The organism is Cyclobacterium qasimii M12-11B (genome assembly GCF_000427295.1).
GTDB lineage: Bacteria > Bacteroidota > Bacteroidia > Cytophagales > Cyclobacteriaceae > Cyclobacterium > Cyclobacterium qasimii.
The window spans coordinates 60,975-79,037 of record NZ_ATNM01000136.1; the positions used below are offsets into that span (position 1 = coordinate 60,975).

The 18,063-nt window shown below is 38.3% G+C and carries 11 protein-coding genes; 10 read left to right on the top strand and 1 reads right to left on the bottom strand.

Annotated elements, in window-relative coordinates; translation table 11 throughout:
• The first annotated feature begins 417 nt into the window (after positions 1-417).
• The 10 genes from ADICYQ_RS16580 (at position 418) to ADICYQ_RS16620 (ending at position 16,094) form a co-directional block, all read left to right on the top strand.
• A complete protein-coding gene (locus tag ADICYQ_RS16580; RefSeq protein WP_020889786.1) occupies positions 418-1,029 on the top strand; it encodes an RNA polymerase sigma factor in 612 nt (203 codons plus the stop codon).
• A gap of 61 nt (positions 1,030-1,090) precedes the next feature.
• Positions 1,091-2,152, top strand: coding sequence for a FecR family protein (locus tag ADICYQ_RS16585; protein WP_020889787.1), 1,062 nt, complete (start codon positions 1,091-1,093; stop codon positions 2,150-2,152).
• 154 nt (positions 2,153-2,306) lie between these two features.
• A complete protein-coding gene (locus ADICYQ_RS16590; RefSeq protein WP_020889788.1) occupies positions 2,307-5,702 on the top strand; it encodes a SusC/RagA family TonB-linked outer membrane protein in 3,396 nt (1,131 codons plus the stop codon).
• A 38-nt stretch (positions 5,703-5,740) separates the two neighbouring features.
• Entirely contained in the window at positions 5,741-7,516 is a 1,776-nt protein-coding gene (locus ADICYQ_RS16595; protein WP_020889789.1) for a RagB/SusD family nutrient uptake outer membrane protein, read from the top strand.
• Positions 7,517-8,000: 484 nt separating this feature from the next.
• Positions 8,001-8,450 (top strand): hypothetical protein, encoded by a 450-nt coding sequence (locus tag ADICYQ_RS26195; protein WP_051160258.1) that lies wholly within the window; start codon positions 8,001-8,003, stop codon positions 8,448-8,450.
• The gene (locus tag ADICYQ_RS27450) at positions 8,450-8,602 is read left to right on the top strand and encodes a hypothetical protein (RefSeq protein ID WP_020889791.1); all 153 of its coding nucleotides are present in this window, start codon (positions 8,450-8,452) and stop codon (positions 8,600-8,602) included. Before ADICYQ_RS26195 ends, ADICYQ_RS27450 begins: the two co-directional genes overlap by 1 nt.
• Before the next feature lie 18 nt (positions 8,603-8,620).
• Positions 8,621-11,266, top strand: coding sequence for a PQQ-dependent sugar dehydrogenase (locus ADICYQ_RS16605; RefSeq protein ID WP_020889792.1), 2,646 nt, complete (start codon positions 8,621-8,623; stop codon positions 11,264-11,266).
• A 24-nt stretch (positions 11,267-11,290) separates the two neighbouring features.
• The gene (locus ADICYQ_RS16610; RefSeq protein WP_020889793.1) at positions 11,291-12,832 is read left to right on the top strand and encodes a BNR-4 repeat-containing protein; all 1,542 of its coding nucleotides are present in this window, start codon (positions 11,291-11,293) and stop codon (positions 12,830-12,832) included.
• Positions 12,833-13,513: 681 nt separating this feature from the next.
• Positions 13,514-14,803, top strand: a complete 1,290-nt coding sequence (locus ADICYQ_RS16615; RefSeq protein ID WP_020889795.1) for a hypothetical protein — start codon at positions 13,514-13,516, stop codon at positions 14,801-14,803.
• A 145-nt stretch (positions 14,804-14,948) separates the two neighbouring features.
• Complete coding sequence (locus ADICYQ_RS16620; protein ID WP_020889796.1) at positions 14,949-16,094, top strand: sialidase family protein; 1,146 nt, start codon at positions 14,949-14,951, stop codon at positions 16,092-16,094.
• Positions 16,095-16,385: 291 nt separating this feature from the next.
• Here the strand turns inward: ADICYQ_RS16620 and ADICYQ_RS16625 are convergent, their stop codons facing one another.
• Positions 16,386-18,047 (bottom strand): sulfatase family protein, encoded by a 1,662-nt coding sequence (locus ADICYQ_RS16625; RefSeq protein ID WP_051160261.1) that lies wholly within the window; start codon positions 18,045-18,047, stop codon positions 16,386-16,388.
• Positions 18,048-18,063 lie beyond the last annotated feature (16 nt).

An 18,063-nucleotide genomic window follows, 5' to 3' on the forward strand; every position in this document is an offset into this window, starting at 1 on the left:
GCATTGAACTTTAAAACGCAGTATCTTTTGAGCCATTTGTAATGGCTTTACCAACATCTTAATTTGGCAAAATCCACATGAACTGTTCTCCTGCTTATCCTGCATTTTCAAAATGGAAAATGGATATAAATAGCAGTAGGAAAAGTGCAAATACATGGCCTACAGATGCGAAAACCCATTCCCTGCCCAAGAAGAGTTAACATTTTTAGTTTAAAATATAAAATTTAACAAACTGAATGTCAATAACATATAAAAATAAGTGAAAAAATTTAAATTAAAAGGTTACGTTTACGAATTATTCTGCTTTATACTACAAAATCAATATAGTATATTGTTATTAAGTACATCTATATAGTTTTTCATAAGAATTAGGTTTTCATACCTTATAATGAAGATTTAATAAAAGTAAAACCCAAAATGCCAGCAAAGAGAATTTCTCCGGTCTATTTGACCAAGGAAGAGCCAAATTCTTCCCTCACCTATTCATCTTTTTCTTCGGACACTGCTGCCTGGCAGGCGTTCAGGCAGGGAAATGAATCCGCTTTCATCTTTATCTACGAAAAGTATTTTGAGTTACTATATGCCTATGGGTTCAGCATTGTTGCAGATCCAAATTTGGTAAAAGATGTCTTACAGGACTTATTTATCGAGCTTAGGGAAAGAAGAAGACACCTTGGCCAAACGGATGCAGTAAAGTTTTACCTCTTTAAATGTATAAAAAATAGACTTCTTAGAGAATTGGCCAAATGGCCAGGTAAAAGGGAATCGCTCGAAACCTTGCCTTTGGGTTTCCATTTTACCCTTTCTTATGAAGCTCAATTGATAGACCGTCAATTGAGTGAGGAAAAAATTACGAAGTTGAACGTTGCAGTTGCCGGACTGAGTCCCAGGCAAAGGGAAATTATCTACTACAGTTTCTATGAGGGATTCACTTATAGACAGATTCAGGAAATGATGGGGCTCGAAAGTCAGCAGACCACCAGAAACCTGATGTATAAGGCCATTCAATGCCTTAGGAAATGTATTTAGTCAACTTCTGTTCAACCATAATTATCTACAAAAAATACAAAGCACCTATATTCATTTATCTGTGAAAACACTGAACAATATTGAAGACTTTTTAACCCACCCAGAGTTTGTGCGATGGGTAAAGCAGCCTGACAAGGAGCTGGATTCCTATTGGGATCAATGGCGCAAGGCGAACCCGGAACAATTGCCCAACATGAGGTTGGCAAGGGAAATGCTGCTGAGAACCTCATTTAAACCTCCCCTTTCACCGACGGGACTGAAGCAGGAAGTACTTCAGGAAGTGCTTAGGCAACGGAAAAAAAAGGGTAACCGACCAATCGCTGATGAAAAAGAGGAAAAAAAACCCGGGTTCCGGTATTTTTGGAATGGCTTGGGACAAATGAACAGAGTGGCTGCAATACTTCTATTGACTTTGGTTATGGCAGGGTTATTTGAACCCATTATCAACCTCAAAGTAAATTCTTTAGCTAAAGAGGAGCTGGAAGAGGCTTCCACTGTGCTGAAATGCACAGGTCCTGGTGAGAAATTGCAATTGACCTTAGGGGATGGGACTAAGATATGGCTAAACTCTTCCAGCCAGGTGGAATTTCCGCGAAAATTCTCAAATGTTGAACGGTCGATTCATCTGATTGGAGAGGCTTATTTTGAAGTGAAAAGGGATAGTTTACGGCCTTTTAAAGTGAATACAGATGGACTGACAACAACCGTTTTAGGCACAAGTTTTAACATCAACACCAAAGCCCCTGGAAAAATCAAGGTGTCACTTGTGAGTGGAAAAGTTGAAGTATCCTCCTCTAAAACCCAAACTCCCTTATTGCCGGGTGAAATGCTGGATTATGATGGTTCCAATGGAACCCATACTATTCAGGTATTCGACCCTGCTAAAGTGCTGGCTTGGAAAGAGGGAATTTTGCAATTCCATAAAGCCACTTTGCCTCAAGTAAAGGCAAGCCTGGAAGAATGGTATGGGGCTAACATCAAGTTACAAAACGCAAATGGGGTTGCCTGGGAGTTTTCAGGAACATACCCACAACAAACGCTTGAGGAGGTACTGGAAAGTATGTCCTATATAAAGGGCTTTGATTACCGGATTAAGGGCAAGGAAGCAATCATTAAATTCTAATCATATGAAACACCACGACACTTCATAAAAAAGCAGTAGAGGAGCGAGCTCCTCTACTGCAAGAAAAGCAACCTGTCCACGGCAATCATTGGGGAATGCACCGTGGCAGGCTGGGCTTATCAAAATCGATTATTCAATAAACCAAGGTAAAATTATGAAAAATAAATTACTAAAGACAATCATTATGTTGTCCAAATGCTTTCTTTATGGTTTCGTATTGCAGACCCTAATGCTAAATCTGGTCCTTGCCCTGAATGCCAACGGGCAATATAAAACCATAGAAGAAGTTAGGGTCACTTTAACGGCAGATCAATTGACTCTTGACCGTTTTTTCAAAGAGGTGCAGCGGCAGACCCCTTTCAAGTTTTCCTTTGAAAACAGGGATATGGAAAGGAGTTTAGATATTAGCTTTTCACAAAAGGAGGGGAAAGTGATTGACTTTTTAAGGGAAGTATCCTTTCAGACGGAGCTTTCTTTCCGGCAAGTAAACCATGGAATAGATGTATTGAAGAGAGAAGGCAAAGGGGGAGCAGTAATTTCCGCCCCCGATCCCATTACCATCAACGGTACAGTGACTGATAAAAATGGTGAACCTATACCAGGAGTTACCGTGTCTGTGCCAGGAACTTCAATAGGAACTGCTACAGACCTTGAGGGGGAGTATTCATTACCCGTTCCAGAAGGGTCAAAATTAGTATTTTCTTTTATAGGTTTTGAGAACCAAAGCGTTGTGGTCGGGACCCAGAGTGTCATCGATATTATCTTAAAAGAAGATATGGCTTCTTTGGACGAAGTAGTAGTTGTAGGGTATGGTTCAGTCAGAAAAAGTGATTTGACAGGATCGATTGCTTCAATTAGATCTGAAGAAATCAAAGGCCTGCCTGTAAGATCAATTGCTGAATCAATCCAGGGAAGGGTAGCAGGTGTTATGGTTAACAAAAGTAGCGGGAGGCCAGGTTCCGGATCTGAGATAATAATAAGAGGTGTTGGTTCTATAAATGGTTTAAGTCCTCTCTTTGTTGTAGATGGCGTTATTTCCGGAAACTCGCCAACCTTCAATCCTCGTGATGTTGAATCCATTGAAATTATTAAGGATGCAAGCGCAGCAGCAATATATGGTGCACAAGCTGCGGGTGGAGTAGTTCTGGTGACCACAAAAAGAGGGTCATTTGGTCAGAAGAATAAGATTGAATTCACATCAAACACTGGTGTAAGACAAATTTCCAATTCTTACAAAATGTTAGAAACTGATGACTACGTGAGGGCACGAAACGGAATTGGAGATGACTACGATCTATGGGATGATTCAAACCTACCTAATACCAATTGGTTTAACGAATTATTTGAAACAGGAATTGAGCAGTCCTACTTACTTTCATTTAGTGGCGGAAGTGAAAAGATAAAGTATTACCTGTCTAGCGGCTACGAAAAAGAAGAAGGTATACAAAAAGGCAACTATTGGGAGAGGTATTCAATCAGACTAAATGCGGATTATGCAGTTACCAAAAATGTAACTCTTGGACATCAACTGTATTTGGCTAAAATGCAACAGGATCCCTATACCATGGAGTTACCATGGAGAACTTTACCTTATATGGATGTATACAATGAGGATGGCACGTTCGCCGCTGTACCTCCTGTAGTTGAATTCTCAGGAGGAAATCCTATTGCTGAACTGGGATATCGACATTACAAAAGCCGGGATTTGTCCGTTAATAGCATTTTTTATGTGAATTGGGAAATTACTCCTGGCCTAAATTTTAGAACGACAGGTTCGGGTTCGTTTGGTTCAGGATATGACGATAATTTTAGTGAAGCAAACCTTCTGAGAAGAGCCCAAACAAATGAAAACTACAGTAAATCTTTGAATTATTCTGAGTCCTATATATTAAATTCCACCTTGACTTATGACCGTGTGTTTGGTGAAAAACACGACTTTAAAATAATGGGGGGATATGAAGTTAGAAACTCTCATGGTGCCAGCCTAAGTTCACAAGCAACAGGATTTCCAGTAAGGGTAGCAGAGTCATTTGCATTATCAACTAATAATAACAAGACAGCAAGTGGGGGACTCTCCTATGGCAGTTTTTTATCTCAATTTGGAAGGTTAAATTATATGTATGACAGTAAGTATATTTTAACTGCAAATATCAGGAGAGATGGGTCCCCAAAATTTGGACCACAAAACAGATGGGGTGTGTTCCCATCACTTTCAGCAGGATGGAAAATAAATGAAGAGAGGTTCTTCAATACAAGTTTCTTTGACCTATTAAAGCCACGAATCAGCTGGGGTATACTTGGAAATGACAGTGCCCTTGGGAATTTCCTGTATCAACCATCCTATCAGCAGGTTACCATGCATAGTTTTGATGAAGTAAGCAGTATTGGAGGGTTTAATTCCATAAGGGTTGTAAATGAAAATATTAAATGGGAAGAGATACATTCCACTGATATCGGTATTGACATTGCTATCCTCGATGGTAAGGTTACATTCAATGCTGATTACTACTGGAGAAATACTAAGGATATGATCTATAATTTATCCATTCCATTGTCTTCAGGAATTGGAGGAGTTAATAGCAACCCTAGCTTAATGCCAGTTAATATTGGAAGTATATTGAACAAAGGGTGGGAAATAAGTTCTCAATATCGAAATACCTTAGGTGATTTAAAGTTTTCAATAGGAGGAAATCTATCACATAATGAGAATAAAGTTCTAGATCTGGGTTTACCAACTGCCTACATATACAGCGGGGGGGCATGGCCCCTTAGTTCAAATTCAAGGCCTTTTATTACCGAAAATGGTCAACCGGTGGGACAATTATACGGCTTTATTGCAGATGGGATCATCCAGAGCCAGGAAGAGATTGACGGATTAAACCAGACTGCATCCGATTTTGCAGGTCAAACAGCATTCTATAACCATCAATATACAGGACCTGGAGATCTAAGGTTCCGTGATCTTGATGGTGATGGTCGGATTACCGCAGAAGACAGAACAGTGATTGGAAATCCGTGGCCTAAACTCCAATATGGTTTTAACTTATACTTGGAATGGAAAAATTTTGACTTGAATGCTACCATAATAGGTATTGCTGGAAGGGATGTAATGAATGATGTCAAGGCTTTTGAGCAAAATTTCCAGCAGGACTTTCAATCAACTTATGATATTTTTAATGCATCCTATTTCTTGGGAAATGGATTAACTGATCAACCAAGGTTAGGACTTTTCGACCCATCAGGATCAGGCGCCTTCATTGAAGATCCTAGTAAAAATTATCGGTATTACTCCACTTATTTAGTAGAGGATGGATCTTACATGAAGATCAAAAATATATCGATAGGTTATACTTTTCCAGAATCAATTCTAAATAGGGTTGGCATGGATCACCTGAGAATATATTTATCTGGTCAAAACCTATTTACCTTCACCAAATTTTCCGGACTGGACCCTGAATTTTCCAATGATGTAAAGAATCATGGACAGTATAATACATCTACATATCCTCAGACTCAGTTGATTTCATTTGGTTTAGAATTAGGTATATAAGAAAAAATTAGATTTTATAAATATTAAATCAATAAGAAATGAAATATTTTAATAAAAGATATTGGTTGCTGGTATTAGTAATTTCTTGCTCACTATTCGGATGTCAGGATTATCTGGAACTAGAAGACAATACATCAATTTCAGCAGGTTCTTTTCCAACTACGCTAGAGCATGTAGATCTATTAGTATCTTCCACATATGGCGTTCAGCATGATTGGGGATTTTTAGGTCACTATTGGCATGGATACGGTATATATTGTTTCGACCATACGGTAGATTTTCAATGGAAAGGAACCGAGAGCTGGATAGGAATGAGTATTGGAATGGCAGAGTTAGGTGATTCTAAACTGGTCAATGAATGGAGGGACTTATACAGAGGGATTTATTACTCTAACAGTGCTTTGGAAGGGATAAGAAGTTATCGCAGCATTGCTCCAGATTCAGAAATGAAACGATTAGACCAGTATGAAGGAGAAGCCTTATTTATGAGGGGCTTCTATTTGTGGCACCTTCAGGTCTTTTATGGACAACCTAATTTGGATGGAATGGGAGTTCCAGTGATAACAGAAATACCTGGTTCTTTAGAAAAAATGTCAGTTGGAAGGTCTTCGACTATGGAAACATATCAAGCCATGATCGAAGATTTCAAGAATGCCTCCGTTCTTCTAGAAGGTCAATTTGATAATCACAGGGCAACAGAATGGTCTGCAAAAGCTGCTTTGGCCAAGGTTTATTTATTTGCCGAACAGTATGATGATGCAAAGGTAATCCTGGAGGACTGTATCAACAACAGCGGTAAGTCTTTGGTCTCTTTCGATCATTACAAAAATATGTTTAACGGTGATACCCAGTATGAATATAATTCAGAATCGTTTTATGAAGTTGGAAACCGAGCTGAACCGGAAAAGACAAATAATAACGGTTCGAGACAACAAAATACAGGCTCATCAGCGACGATTCTCTATACTCCATTTTATATAGATAATAATAATGAGAGAAGTGCTATGGGATATAGCAATCAGTATACCCATGACATGAATCTTAAGCGATTTGGTTATAATGATCCAGCTCCATTGACGCAAATGGAAGAAGTTAATGGAGAATGGAAACTTCTAGATAGTTACGTCACCCAACAGATGGACCGAAGAGCAAATGCAGGGATGCAGACGGATGGACCTGATCCACGCCTTTACGTTTCCGCTTTGCAACCATTCTTTGATTCGGTTACGGTTGCAGGTGTTGAATACCCCGTAGCTCAAGCAGAGTTCGGGAAATGGTGGCAAATGTCCCCTACTACAGGGATTGACCCAAACACCTTCTACGGGTGGCCATTAAAGAAAAATCAATTTCTTGGAGGTACTATTTGGGAAACCAGGGCGGTTACCGGAGCTAACTTCTACTTTATCCGATTACCAGATATATATTTGATGTATGCTGAGGTGATTAAGGATTCAAACCCAACTCTTGCTCTGGAGTATGTTAATAAAGTTCATAGGAGAGCCTATGGATATGACCCGGACGCTCCTTCTCCTGTTGATTATATGAGTTTAACTGACGACACAAAGGCTCCAACAGGTGATCATTTGTCAAATGATCCACTATTATATGAAAGATGGGCTGAGTTTTTTGGAGAAGCAAAATGGTGGGAAGATATCCGTCGTTTGCGTCTTGGAGATGAGGAATCTGTTTATTATAAGTCAGTTGCCTCTGGACGGCAGATTGTGTGGCGAGATGAACATTATGCTATGCCTATTCCTCCTTTGGAATTTGAATCAAATACCAGTGATGAATTGATACAAAACCCTGGTTACTAAGGGTAGCAAATAGCCTCTATTAACCCTGTGTCTGTGCATTGTTCCTGAAGGCCAATGTACACGCACAGGGTACTTTAAAAAAGTAAAATTTTTTACCCCAATTACAACTAAAGAACAGCAAACTTTATTTGCTGAAAATTACCTTGATAGGTACTCTTGCTTATCCCTATTTTCTATTTCACAAAAAGGATATAATCAGCCTAAGTACCAATGAACATGCATAGGCCATAGCCTGTAGATTTCAAGCTATAAATCCATTTCCAAAAGCACTATTTTTTTTAAAATAAACTGCACATAACATACCTAATTTACATTTATACAAAAAAAGTAATAACATATTTGAATAGATGAAGAAAAATTTATACTTTATTCCGATTTACAACCATAAACCCAAATAGGATATTATCATTAAATGATCTGGCCATTTATTTGAATAAGATTATCCTATCTTTTAATGATGATCAACTTAAAAGTATAACCCTAAATGCCTGAAAAGAGAACCTTATCAATCTACATAGCCAAAGAAACACCAAATTCCCCGATAACCCATCAACTATTTTTTTCGATAACTGTCATATGGAACGTGATTATGCAGGGGGAAAAATCCGCATTCATTTTTATTTTTGAACCTTATGTGGAAATACAAAATGTCTTTGGATTCAGTATTGTTGCAGATCCAATTTTGAAAAAAGACAGCTTTTTTTTATCTATAATTATCTACGCAGAAAACAAATCACCTAATTTATTAAGTACCATACTTATCCCTCCATATTCAACTGTGGAATTAAAACAAGAGATCCTTCAGCAATGCTTAGGTAAAAAAATATGGGACTCGGTATTTTTGGAATGCGCTGGTTCAAATGAAAATAATGTCCTCGGTTTCCCTATTGACTTTGACTACATCAAAGAAGAAGTTTTACAAAAATCACCATAATGGAAGTTCATCGGAAAGAAATTGCAGAAAAGCATTTTTTATGGCCTATTCCAACTGCTGAGATTGATTTGAATGATGCAATTGATGAGAGAGTGAGCAGAACCCTGGATATTGAGTACTATTTCAGGTCGATTATACCTATAAAAAAATAGATTAATTAAATATAAAAAATGAAATATTCAAACGTTTTTTTGTGTCTAATTGCATTGGTTTTCTTTCAATGCAATTCACCACAAACCTATGAAGATCAAAAAAAACCAGAAATTAATAGGTTCGAGATTGAACTGGTAGCCGAAAATCTTAACCAACCAATGTCTATGGATATTTTAGATGATGGCAGGATTCTTATTGTTGAGAAAGATGGGGCTGTAAAAGTGTTTGATCCGAATACATTTCTGGTAAATACAATTGCACAGATACCTGTGAATAAAAGGTTTAATCAACCCTTTACCACTTCAGGTATGAAGTACGATGCCGATGACGGTATGCATGGTGTCGTTATGGACCCTGATTTTGACAACAACAAATTTGTATACATGTACTATTCACCTGAGAGTGAGATAGCTAAAAGTTTAGTGGTACGGTACAAATGGGAAGGTAACTCCCTGGATTTGGAATCAGAAAAAATCCTACTCGAATGGCCTACACAAAGAGAAAGGTGCTGTCATTGGGGAGGAGGAATGGTATTCGACAAAAAGGGTAACCTTTTAATTGCAATTGGTGATAACTCCGGATTTAATATTAATGCTGAAGATGGGGATTCCCGAAGAACCTCGGGAAACACAAACGATCTGAGAGGATCTATACTCCGTATCAAACCCCAACCGGATGGAACTTATTCCATTCCAGAGGGAAATTTATTCCCAAAAGGTATGGAAAAAACAAGACCTGAGATATATATAATGGGCGTCAGAAACCCTTGGAGGCTAAGCTTAGACAGCCAAACTGGTTGGTTATATTGGGGTGAAGTAGGGCCAAGTACAGATGAATTTAACCGTGCGCGAGAGGCTGGTAATTTTGGATGGCCTTACTTTATTGCCAACAATCAAAAAAATACTGCGATAAAAACTGAATATGACACCTTAAAAATAGTAAACAATTCTCAATACAACACAGGTTTGGTCGAATTGCCATCTAACCCAGTCCCATCCATAGCTTGGTATGACAGAAACCCTGCCGAAGCATTTCCTATACCGGGAAGTGGGAGTCTTAGTGCGGTTGGGGGTCCTTTTTATCGAAAAGCAGATTTTAAAGGTGCTGAAAGACCTTACCCAGCTTATTATGACGGAAAATGGTTTGTTACCGACTATGTTAGAGGATGGATAATGGCCATAGAAGTTGATGAAGATGGCAACTATAAATCTATGGAAGAATTTATGTCAGAAGGCACATTTACAGGGGTTAATGATATGGACTTCGCTCCCAATGGGGACATGTATGTATTACAATATGGCCATGATTCCTACGCTTCCTATGCTAAAGATGCAAAACTATATAGAATAAAATACAATAATGGTAATCGAAAACCTAAAGCAATCGCATCATCCGATAAGACCGCAGGATCTGTACCGATGAAAGGCAGGTTATTGACCGAAGGAACAATAGATTATGACAATAATATTAGCGATTACAAATGGGTGCTAACTGCAGAAAATGGAGAATCCATCGTATATAAAGAGCAAAATCCAGTTGTAAATATAGAGGTACCAGGGGTATATCAAGCCATTCTTACAGTCACTGATTCAGATGGCGCAACAGATACCGATACAATAAAACTTGTTGCTGGAAATGATCCGCCCGAGGTATTGTTTGAATTTCCCGAGTCTAATAGTAGTTTTTACTTCCCAGGAGATCAAGTCCAATACTCAGTTAATATAAGTGATGAGGAAGACATGGAAATCGATAATTCGCAAGTAAGTGTATGGGCTGATTACCTACCTGAAGGTTTTGATTTACAAGTCTTTATGGACACCCTTAAAAACTCACCTTTATATTTATCAGCAAACGCTATATTGGGCCAACAGCTTGTCAAGCAAAACAATTGTTTTCAATGTCATAATTTAGACCAAAAGGCAGTTGGTCCCTCATTTAATGAAATTGCAAATCATTATCGAGGAACTGACGGTGTTTATGATCAATTGTCAAAAAAGATAATAGGAGGAACTAAAGGTACATGGGGCCAAACAGAAATGCCAGCCAATCCCTCTGTTTCATTAAATGAAGCCAAAGCAATAGTAGATTTTATTTTAAATTCAACTTTGAAACCAGGGGATAAATCAAGCTTACCCATAAGTGGAAGCTTAAAGGTACCTGAAGACACAAATGCTGGATACCTTGTTTTAAAAGCAAGTTATAAAGATAAAGGATTTGAAAAAATCACTTCAATTGAGACAGTAGAAATAGTTGGGTTAAAAAACCCTAGAGTATATACGGCGGATTTTGACACATTATCAAATATGCGTTTATATACACCTCATTTCAAACAACCTAACAATTTAATTCCTAATGACAAAAAATCCTTTATTGGCTTAAAAAATATTGATTTAAATGGTATTTGTACGCTTGGTTTGGATATAATTGATTTCCCCAAGGTAAAGGACTCATTTTGGAAAATATCTATTCGAATCGACTCTTCAGATGGAGAAATTATTGGAACCTCTATGCTAAGTGAATTGACTGTAGCTGATGATGGTTTTATAACATTACCAATAAAATTAACTTCCGTTAAAAAGAACTTATTTATTGTTTTTGAAAATAGTAAATATGAAAAAGGCGTAGATGAATTTGAAATAAGAAGTATAAAATTTATCAAATAAATTTCATTAATAAAATCATAAAACATGTCATTAGATTTTGTATTAAAAGATTTATCCATTAAATATATAGGTATAATATATATTGGAATGCTATTTTTTATCGTGGACTTGAAAGCCCAAGAAGTAAAAGATACTGAAAAGGTTCACACTGTTACTAAGGTTCTTGATAATCAAAAGTTAGATGGTTATAAGGGAATTTGGTGGTTTCATCCTCCAATGAAAGATCGTCCCCAATCTCCAAGCTATGGTTCTACTGACTACAAATATTCTGGGCCACTTTCATTCGCTTGGCCTCATACGGTAGCACCCATGGCAGTATATGCCCCGGAAGTAAATAAGACTTTCTTTGTTTACGGTGGGGATTCCGGGCCAGAGAACAGGTATTTATTGGCCATGGTCTCCTATTATGATCATGATAAACATCTTGTGCCTAGACCTACTGTGGTAAGGGATCAACGGGGTGTTGATGATCCTCATGATAATCCAAGTATTACGATAGATGATGAAGGATACCTATGGATCTTTGTAGCTGGACGAGGTAGACATAGACCAGGTCAGATCTTCCGAAGCAATGCGCCCTATTCTATTGATTCTTTTGAACTAGTTATTGAAAGAGAACAAACTTATTCACAAATATGGAGAGTTCCTGAAAAAGGTTTCTTTCATCTTTTCACTTTATATACGGGTGGTAGAGAACTATATTTCGAGACAAACAAAACCGGTAAGGATTGGAAACCAGAACCTGCTAAACAACTTCAAAAGCTAGTTGGATTTGGGGGACATTATCAGGTCAGTAGGGTAAAAGGTGACACGATTGGTACGGCCTTTAATTACCACCCAGAAGGAAATGTTGATAGACGTACTAACTTATACTACCTTCAGACCACTGATTTTGGAAAAACATGGACTACTGCAGATGGCACTCCAGTTCAGATCCCTCTTGAAGACCGAAATAACCCTGCCTTAATTAATGATTACGAAGCGCAAGGTAAAAATGTCTATCCTAATCAACTATTGTTCGATAAAGAAGGAAGGCCTGTTATATTATACATAACCTCTTTTGGGGCTGCTCCTGTGCCTGAGAATGCACCACGAGCTTGGAAAATTAGAAGATGGACTGGAGATAAGTGGGTATCCCAATATGTAACAGTTTCAGATCACGCATATGACGAAGGCGCTTTTTATATTCATGATGATAGATGGACATTGATTGCTCCAGCAGTACCAGGTCCACAACCCGGTTATAATGGTGGAGAAATTGGGGTTTTTGAAACAACCGACCCAGGTAATCCGGACAATGATTTTTGGCAATTGAAAAGGCAAGTTACGCGTAACAGTCCTTTTAATCATGGATATGTACGTAGACCACATAATCCAAAAGATCCATTTTTTGCCATGTGGGCAGATTCAGACCCTAAAAAAAGCTCCATTTCACGTATCTTTTTCAGTAATTCCAGAGGTGATAGAGTTTACATGCTACCCTATGAAATGAAGGAAGATTTTGCTGAACCAATTTTGTTGAACCCTCCTACTCCACCTGAAGGAGAAGATACTTTTAAATACTAAGGACTGTTTAAACCTAAAGTAGATTTCTTACCGTAGACTCCTTATTTTACAGAATTGAGGGTCTACGGTTTTTTTTTGCAGTAAGTCAAATGATTAGCTCAACCGCTATACAGTAATTAAACGTTACAATTGCGTTCAATAAAACTTTATGCAGGGAAAATTTAAAATATCTTATGCAGAGAAGCAATATAGGGGAACAGAGTTAAGTTTTCGTTCAACCCGGATTATGTAATAGAATTCGTGATGAGTGTTGCAATCGCAAGAAAATCAGGCTGTTTTGATATTTTAGCATAGCACCGCTATGGTGAAATTGAAAACAGCAACGAAGTGGCTGATTTTGAAGCGATTTCAGCACGTAATAGATTGTCTATTGCATATTTCGGGTTCAAGTAGAAAGCCATATCAATAGGCATTACTGAGAAAACCCAAAGAACTCTAATGTATCACCGGTTTTTTTGAGCTCCGATGTCCCACTCTATTATTATTTTAATACTAGAAGGAAATAGTTCAAAAATTTGATTTAACAATAAGGACTCAATGGAATCTAATAATGAATTAAACTTCTAGCTTATTTATATTAATGTTCTAATAATCTATAAACAGAATAGAGACACCTGTGTATTTTTACTTGATTATTACATAAAACATTTACTTATTACTTTTATAAAACCCCCAATTACAATGACGCTTAATAACTATAAAGAAAATAAGGAACCAGCCAATCGAAGAAAATTCATCAAAAACTCTCTTATCGGTGGCATTACATTTTTAAGTTTACCCATCAATCTCATGGGTTTACGACTGTCAAATGACCCGGTAAAGTATAAACTAAACCTTCAAAGCCCAACAAGATATTTTGACGGTAAAAACTGCTTTGTTCACCCTAGAGCCGGTATAATACCTTTAGCGGGAAAGGGGGGAAACCCTAGGGTGGTTATGACTATGACTAGCCAAGATCTTTCCGGAAGTGATGTATTCAAAGCGGCATACGGCATGCAAACCGATGACTTAGGGAAAACATGGACCAACCCCACGGAGCTAAAGGCGCTTGAGCCACGTTATGAAATTATAGATGGGGTAAGGCGCCCCGTTGCAATAAGTGATTTTTGGCCGGCCTGGCATAAAAAGTCCAAAACATTATTGGGTACCGGACATACAGTAGTTTACACACCGGATTGGAAGGTCTCCAATCCCCGACCACGTGATACCTCCTATTCAATTTATGAGCCTGATTATGGCTGGTCAGACTGGAATAAGCTGGAAATGCCTGCACTTGAAAAGTTCGAAGATTGTGGTGCTGGAAGTGTACAACGTTACGACAAATCGGACGGAACTATCTTGCTACCTGTCTATTATCGTTCCCCTGGTAATGGAACAACCAGTTCAGTTACCGTAATCCGCTGTACTTTCTACAATAAAAAACTGCAATTCCTTGAACAAGGAAATGAATTACATATTGATGTGCCTAGGGGCTATGGAGAACCATCACTTACTCATTTTAAAGGTAATTACTATCTGACCTTACGAAACGATAAGCAAGGATATGTCACCAAAGGTGTGGACGGCCTTAATTTTGAAGAACCCAAACCATGGACCTTTGATGATGGAGAGGCATTGGGGAATTACAATACCCAGCAACATTGGGTGACTCATAGTGATGGGCTTTTTCTAGTTTATACCCGTAGAGGAGCAGATAATGACCATGTTTTCCGCCACCGTGCCCCTTTATTTATGGCTCAGGTGGATCCCAACAGTTTAAGGGTTATTCGTAAAACAGAAAAAATATTGGTACCTGAACGTGGTGCAAGACTGGGTAATTTTGGAATTACTGATATTAGTCCAAATGAAACATGGATCACCGTATCCGAATGGATGCAGCCGAGTGGTGTAGAAAAATATGGGAGTGATGGAAGTATATTTATTGCCCGTATTCATTGGGATCAGCCCAATAAATTGTTTGAAATATTGTAATCGATTGAATAAAGGTTCATGTGGTTAATATTAACTTTTTATTGATTTCCCTGAGAAAGCAAATCCAATTAAACCAAATTCTTTGCTATGGGAATTTAAAATAAAGAATTGCTACTAGCCATTATAAGCCTCTAAGAATAATCCTATGAAAAATTTTATATTGATATTATTGGGTTTACTTTTCCTATCATTTAGTTGCACCACCAATTCCTGGGGCCAAGCAGGGAAGGATGAATATACTTTTTACACCTCTCCTTCTAAGCAATTTTTAGCTGGTAATGATCATGTTAGCGAAGGTTTCCTTGCTCCATTAAATGATGGAAAAATACTTTTGTTATTTAGACTTGACCCCGGCATTGAAGGCGACCATGTGGGTACTAATGCATATATCGCAAAAATCACCTATGATCCGGAGAAAGACAGTTGGAGCAAGGTAGAAACAGTGTATAACAGTCACCAATACGATGATCGCAATATTCACGGTGGAGTTACTAAGGAAGGCAGAATCGTCGCCTTCTTTCGGAGGTTTGATGGAAACCAAACAGAAGGCCGATATTTTATTTACAGTGATGACAATGGTATTTCTTGGACTGAACCTCAGCAATCACAGGCTTGGACTGATCCTGAACTAAGCAATTTAGAAGGCATTTGGAGTACAGGCCAAATGTTTTACAATCCGGACATCAACCAATATGCGATGGTAGGTTGTAGAAGATTTATAACCTTTAGCCAGGACGGTTCATCTTGGGAATCCTACAATCAAATCACAGATAATGAAGACTTTAAATTAACGGAAGTTGCCGGCGCTTGGTGTGGAGATAATAGAATAGTAGCCTTAATCCGAGACGATAAGCGCTCGCACGGCCATCCTTTGGTGCAAGTAGAAAGTTATGACAATGGAAAAACCTGGAGTGAACCTGTTGCAACCAACATACCACCTAATTTACATTGGGGTGCTGCACCCCAATTGATATATGATCAGAACCGGGATATGCTAATAGCCCTTACCAGCGACCGTTATTCTAGGCCTGACGAACAAAACAGTCTGTTTATCTACTCCGCTAGCCCAAATGATATAATGGGTAGCCCTGAAGGATGGAAACTACAGCATGAACTACGGCGCCCTTGGGCCGGATTAAAGCAGGAAGGTCCCTTAAACCAAAATTTTTATGGTTACCCCACAATTGCTCAAATTAGCGAACAAGAATATTTGGTTGTTTTCACAGAAAGAGCGGTTTTGGAAGGAACAGAGCATGCTAATTTATACTACTTTAGGTTTATTATTCAATGAGTCAAAAAATTCCAGAAGTTAATCCACCCATGAAAAGTGAAAAGCAAATTCAATTGTTTGAAGGGAAACCTATCCAAGAAAAGTGGTTGGTTTAGGTGGCTAAGTGTAACCTGCGTAAAAGCTACAGAAATGAAAATAACTTGCCTTTCCTTCAAATACATTTATTTTAATTTATTAATTCAGATCAAATAATTAACCTTAACTAAGTAGACACAAATAGACCCTCTACTTTGCTAGTAAAGGGTCTATTAATAATGCAATACAAGATAATTAAGTTTTCTTGATCTCAGTTTATTTTAACTGGCTTCCGGGAATTGGTTCCGGAAAACCTCTCATAGGACTGTATCGGATATAGGAATCGAAAACTTCCTTATCGGGCCCTACAACCCTTGGGTCTTTTGAGGACCTTAATTCATTCAATAAGGCAGTTTGCATTTCTTCCTTTACAGAGGCATATTGAGCATCATTTACCAGATTGTTTAAACAATAGGGGTCTTTATTGATGTCAAAGAACTGAACTTCAGGAATTTTTTCGAAGGCAGCATCAAAAAACGGTTTTACAGCCGGATCTTGGTAATTTTCAATGATAAATGATTTGGTAGGAGATTCATCAACATCTGTAAATGCCCAATCTGAATGACTGATTCCATCCTCATCAATTCCATACATGGGCAACAAATCATTTTCATCCTCTGGATTAATCCTTTGAGGAGCACCTGCTGGCCAGCGATCTGGTTTCATGTTCCATACCAATAAATAATCTTCACTCCTAATAGAGCGCTGCGGATAACCCCAGTTTTGATACCTGGAAGCTGAATGCCTTTCTCTTCCTGAAAAGGCATACTTTTTAGTAGGGTCAATTGTCCCTTGCTTGTCAGACTCCAATAATGCCCTCATGCTTTTTCCTGTAATAGGCATCATCCCATCTTCACTGGTGTGAGTCAAATCCAGAATTGTAGGAGCAAGATCTACAAAGCCTACAGGATCATCCACTATTCTACCTCCTGGGAAATCTTTGGGGTACCTTACTGCAAATGGAACATGTATGCCATAATCATAACTATTCGCTTTTGCTCTTGGAAAAGGCATTCCATTGTCAGCGGTTACGATTATAATGGTGTTTTCAAGTTCTCCTATCTCCTCCAAATAATTGATCATGGAGTCAAGGTGGCGATCATACCATTCAATCTCCACAGCATAATCCAACATATCTCCCCGAACGATGTCATTGTCAGGAAAAAAGGCAGGAACTTCTACATCAGACAATTTCTTATCCGTTCTTTTCCAGGAATCCTTTTCATACGCACGATGTGGTTCTGTTGCTCCAAACCAAAAGAAAAAAGGCTTCTCTTTTTTCTCGTTTTCCATGAAAAACTTAAAGTTTTCAAAATAATTAATGTTGCTGATTTTATCTCCAGGCCTGATATCAGTCGGACCTTCTTCATACCTGATTTTGCTATACTCAATTCCTGCAGCATCCGTTGCTCTCCAAAGAGAATCATTTTCATCCCTGGCGTATCGAAAAGGAGAAACCCCTTTACCGGTTCTCCCAGTTTTATAGCCATTGGCTTCTAGTAAATCTACAAAAGGCACATGCTTCTTCAACCATGGAGCGGCATGCTGACCTGATGACTCATTTTGCCAGTGATACCTACCTGTAATGATACTACTTCTGGAAGGTGCACATCCCGGAGAACCTGACATGGCATTAGTGAAATACACTCCCTCTTTTGCTATCCTATCAAAGGCTGGTGTATTGACAAATTTACTGCCTTCGAAACTGGTATGGTAAAATGACTGGTCATCACTTATCACAAACAGAATATTAGGCGGTTTGCTACTCGTTTCTTCTGGTTTGGAACCGCAACTAGAAATCAGCAGGATAAATAGAATGCCAAGGATCCAGCTTTGGCTTTTCCTGTTTTTGGATTGGTGATCCCTTGATAGGACCACCAATTTATTTTCTTTT

Excerpts from the sequence above, each read along its gene's own strand:
- ADICYQ_RS16580 (WP_020889786.1), top strand. The coding sequence starts at position 418 with ATGCCAGCAAAGAGAATTTCTCCGGTCTATTTGACCAAGGAAGAGCCA.
- ADICYQ_RS27450 (WP_020889791.1), top strand. The coding sequence starts at position 8,450 with ATGGAAGTTCATCGGAAAGAAATTGCAGAAAAGCATTTTTTATGGCCT.
- ADICYQ_RS16620 (WP_020889796.1), top strand. The coding sequence starts at position 14,949 with ATGAAAAATTTTATATTGATATTATTGGGTTTACTTTTCCTATCATTT.
- ADICYQ_RS26195 (WP_051160258.1), top strand. The coding sequence starts at position 8,001 with ATGCCTGAAAAGAGAACCTTATCAATCTACATAGCCAAAGAAACACCA.
- ADICYQ_RS16615 (WP_020889795.1), top strand. The coding sequence starts at position 13,514 with ATGACGCTTAATAACTATAAAGAAAATAAGGAACCAGCCAATCGAAGA.
- ADICYQ_RS16590 (WP_020889788.1), top strand. The coding sequence starts at position 2,307 with ATGAAAAATAAATTACTAAAGACAATCATTATGTTGTCCAAATGCTTT.
- ADICYQ_RS16610 (WP_020889793.1), top strand. The coding sequence starts at position 11,291 with ATGTCATTAGATTTTGTATTAAAAGATTTATCCATTAAATATATAGGT.
- ADICYQ_RS16595 (WP_020889789.1), top strand. The coding sequence starts at position 5,741 with ATGAAATATTTTAATAAAAGATATTGGTTGCTGGTATTAGTAATTTCT.
- ADICYQ_RS16605 (WP_020889792.1), top strand. The coding sequence starts at position 8,621 with ATGAAATATTCAAACGTTTTTTTGTGTCTAATTGCATTGGTTTTCTTT.